This is a genomic window from Nocardia neocaledoniensis (genome assembly GCF_029868625.1).
Lineage (GTDB): Bacteria > Actinomycetota > Actinomycetes > Mycobacteriales > Mycobacteriaceae > Nocardia > Nocardia neocaledoniensis_A.
This window is the reverse complement of record NZ_JARWOJ010000137.1, coordinates 1-2,477: the sequence shown is the minus strand read 5'-3', so window position 1 is coordinate 2,477 and position 2,477 is coordinate 1. Positions and strand designations below refer to the sequence as shown.

Annotated in this window: 2 protein-coding genes and 1 pseudogene; 2 read left to right on the top strand and 1 reads right to left on the bottom strand. The window is 73.7% G+C overall.

Translation table 11 applies throughout. From position 1 onward, the window contains the following. Positions 1-326 (top strand): annotated as a pseudogene (locus tag QH270_RS10325) (hypothetical protein); the annotation flags it as partial. Next, a complete protein-coding gene (locus QH270_RS10320; RefSeq protein WP_280340444.1) occupies positions 323-1,015 on the top strand; it encodes a class F sortase in 693 nt (230 codons plus the stop codon). The pseudogene QH270_RS10325 and the gene QH270_RS10320, both read left to right, overlap by 4 nt. Here the strand turns inward: QH270_RS10320 and QH270_RS10315 are convergent. Continuing rightward, complete coding sequence (locus QH270_RS10315) at positions 1,005-2,327, bottom strand: NlpC/P60 family protein (protein WP_280340442.1); 1,323 nt, start codon at positions 2,325-2,327, stop codon at positions 1,005-1,007. The two genes, QH270_RS10320 and QH270_RS10315, sit on opposite strands and share 11 nt — an antisense overlap. Between the last annotated feature and the right edge of the window lie 150 nt (positions 2,328-2,477).

Genomic DNA, 2,477 nt, shown 5'->3' with positions numbered 1-2,477 from the left:
GCCCCCGTGCGCCCGGCGCTCCGGGCGGCTCGCCCGCGCCGGGTGCCGCGACACCGGCACCGGCGACGCCCGGTGACCGCGGCGGCGACACCGCGCAGTCCGGCCGTCGCGGCGCGACGACGACAGGCGTGGCGTCCGACGACGGGTCGCGGGTGACCGCCGCCGGAAGCGGCGATGCCACGCCGTCCGGCGGGCCGGAAACCGGGGCCGGCGGCCGATTCACCGACAACCGTCTGATGCTGGCCGGATTCGGCGTGCTGGCACTGCTCGGCGCGGCCGTCATCGTCACCCGGGACCAGCGGTGGGCGCGCCGGAATCGGGCATGACCCAGCCGATCACCGCACCGGGGAGACGATCGGCCATCGCCGCCACGGCGCGGGCCGCCCTGGTGATCGCCTTGCTCGGGGTGGCGGTGACGTTGTTCGCCGCCGCCACCCGCGGGCCGCACCAGGCGGACCCGCCACCCGCACCGCACGACACCGCACAGCCGATGCCGGTCAGCGCCGCGACACCGCTGGATCGTTCGGCGCCGACCAGGCTCGAAATCCCCGCTGTCGGGGTGGACACCGCCCCGTGGCGCAGCGGCACCACGGCGACCGGATCGCTGGCCGCGCCAGCGGATTTCCAGCACGCGTCCTGGTTCGAACAAGGCGCCGCACCCGGTGAGCGGGGTGGCGCGGTCATCCTCGGACACGTGGATTCGACCGGCGGGCCCGCCGTGTTCTTCCGTCTCGGCGAGCTGACCGCGGGCGACGAGGTGCGGGTGACCCGACAGGACGGGAGCGTCGCGATGTTCGTGGTCGTCCGCACGGAAGCGGTGGACAAGGACCGGTTTCCGGCCGATCGGCTGTTCGCCGACGACGGCACCGCCCACCTCTACCTCATCACGTGCGGCGGCGCCTTCGATTCGGCGCGGCGACGGTATCTGTCCAACGTCATCGTCACCACGACACTGGTCGACGCCGTCGCCGCGAAGGACAGCGGTCGGTCGACGCCGGAGGCGCTCACTCGGTGACGATGCGGACCGCGTAGGGCATGATGCCGTCCTCGCGCACCGGCGAGATCTTCACGACGTCACCGGATTCCGGCGCTTCGATCATCGTGCCGTCGCCCAGGTACAGCGCGACGTGCGCACTGCCGCCCGGTCCCCAGAACAGCATGTCGCCGCGTTCACGGTCCTCGACGTCGACGCGGGTGCCCGCGTTGTACTGGTAGCCGCTGTAGTGCGGCAGCGAGACGCCGATCCCCGCGAAGGCGTAGAGCATCAACCCCGAGCAGTCGAAGCCGACCTTGTTGTAGTCGCCGTGCGCGTCACCGGTGCCGCCGTCGCGGATGCCGAGGGTCGGCCCGTCCTCGTCGCCGCCGCCCCAGGCGTAGGTGACCCCGAGCTGGGACATGGCCCGGTCGATCACCGTCTCGATCGCGGCCGACCCGGTGACCTGCGGCGTGGTCGGTCTCGGTTTGGTCTTGCGTGGCGAGGCGGGGGTGGATTCCAGTTCGGTGTGCGGGCGCTGGCCCTCGCCGAGGCGGGCGGCGCGGTCACGGGCGGCCTGGTCGGCGGCGGCCCTGGCGGCCGCGGCGTTGGCGGCGGCCAGCAGCGCGGTCAGTTCGGCCTTGCGCTGGTCGTCCCAGGTCAGGAAGACCTCACGCTGGCTCTGCAGGCCGGCGACGGTCGCGCGGGCGACGTCGAGGGCGGACTGGGCCGCGGCCCGGTCGCGTTGCAGGCTGTCGCGGGTGGCGGCCTGGGTGTCGTATTCGGACTTGGCCACCGACATCGCGGTCTGGGCGGCGTTCTTCTTCTGCTCGGCGGCGGTGGCGGCGCTGTCGGCGTCGGCCTTGGCCTGGCGGGCCGCCGCGTTCTGGTTGGCCTGGGCGATCTGGGAGCGGCGCAGGTCGTCGAGCACCTGACGCTGGTTCTTCGACACCATGCCGAGCACCTGCGCGCGATCCATCGCGGTGTCGGGCGTCGAGGAGGCCAGATAGGTGACGACCGAGCTGTTCACCGGGCGCACGTAGGCCTGGGTGGCGAGCTGGTCGAAGTCGCGGCGCGCGCCGTCGACCTTGGCGCCCGCGTCGGCGAGCAGTGCCTGGGAGTCGGTGACCGCCGCGGCGGCCGCGTCGGCGGCGTCGCGGGCGGACTGCAGGTCGACCAGCGCCTGGTTGACAGCCTCGCGTTTGGCGGCGAGCACGTCGTCGAGGGCGCGCAGCTGCTGATCGGCCGCGGCGACGCGGTTGATGAGCGCGCCGATCTCGCCGACCCGCGCGTCGACCTGGGCGTCGGCGCCCGCGATCTCCCCGTCGGAGGGATTGGGTGGTGGCGGTGGCACCGCCGCGACGGGTCCCGGGGGCGCCCGCCGCGCGCGCGCCCAGGGCAAAACCGCCGCGATACGGTATTTAACAGGGTGGTGCAGGCCGCCCGTTCGTCCAGGCGTGCGGTGAGCCAGGTGCCGATGTCGTCGAGCAGCGTGGCCGGCGCG

Coding starts and splice junctions, on each gene's coding strand:
- QH270_RS10320 (WP_280340444.1), top strand. CDS start 323: ATGACCCAGCCGATCACCGCACCGGGGAGACGATCGGCCATCGCCGCC.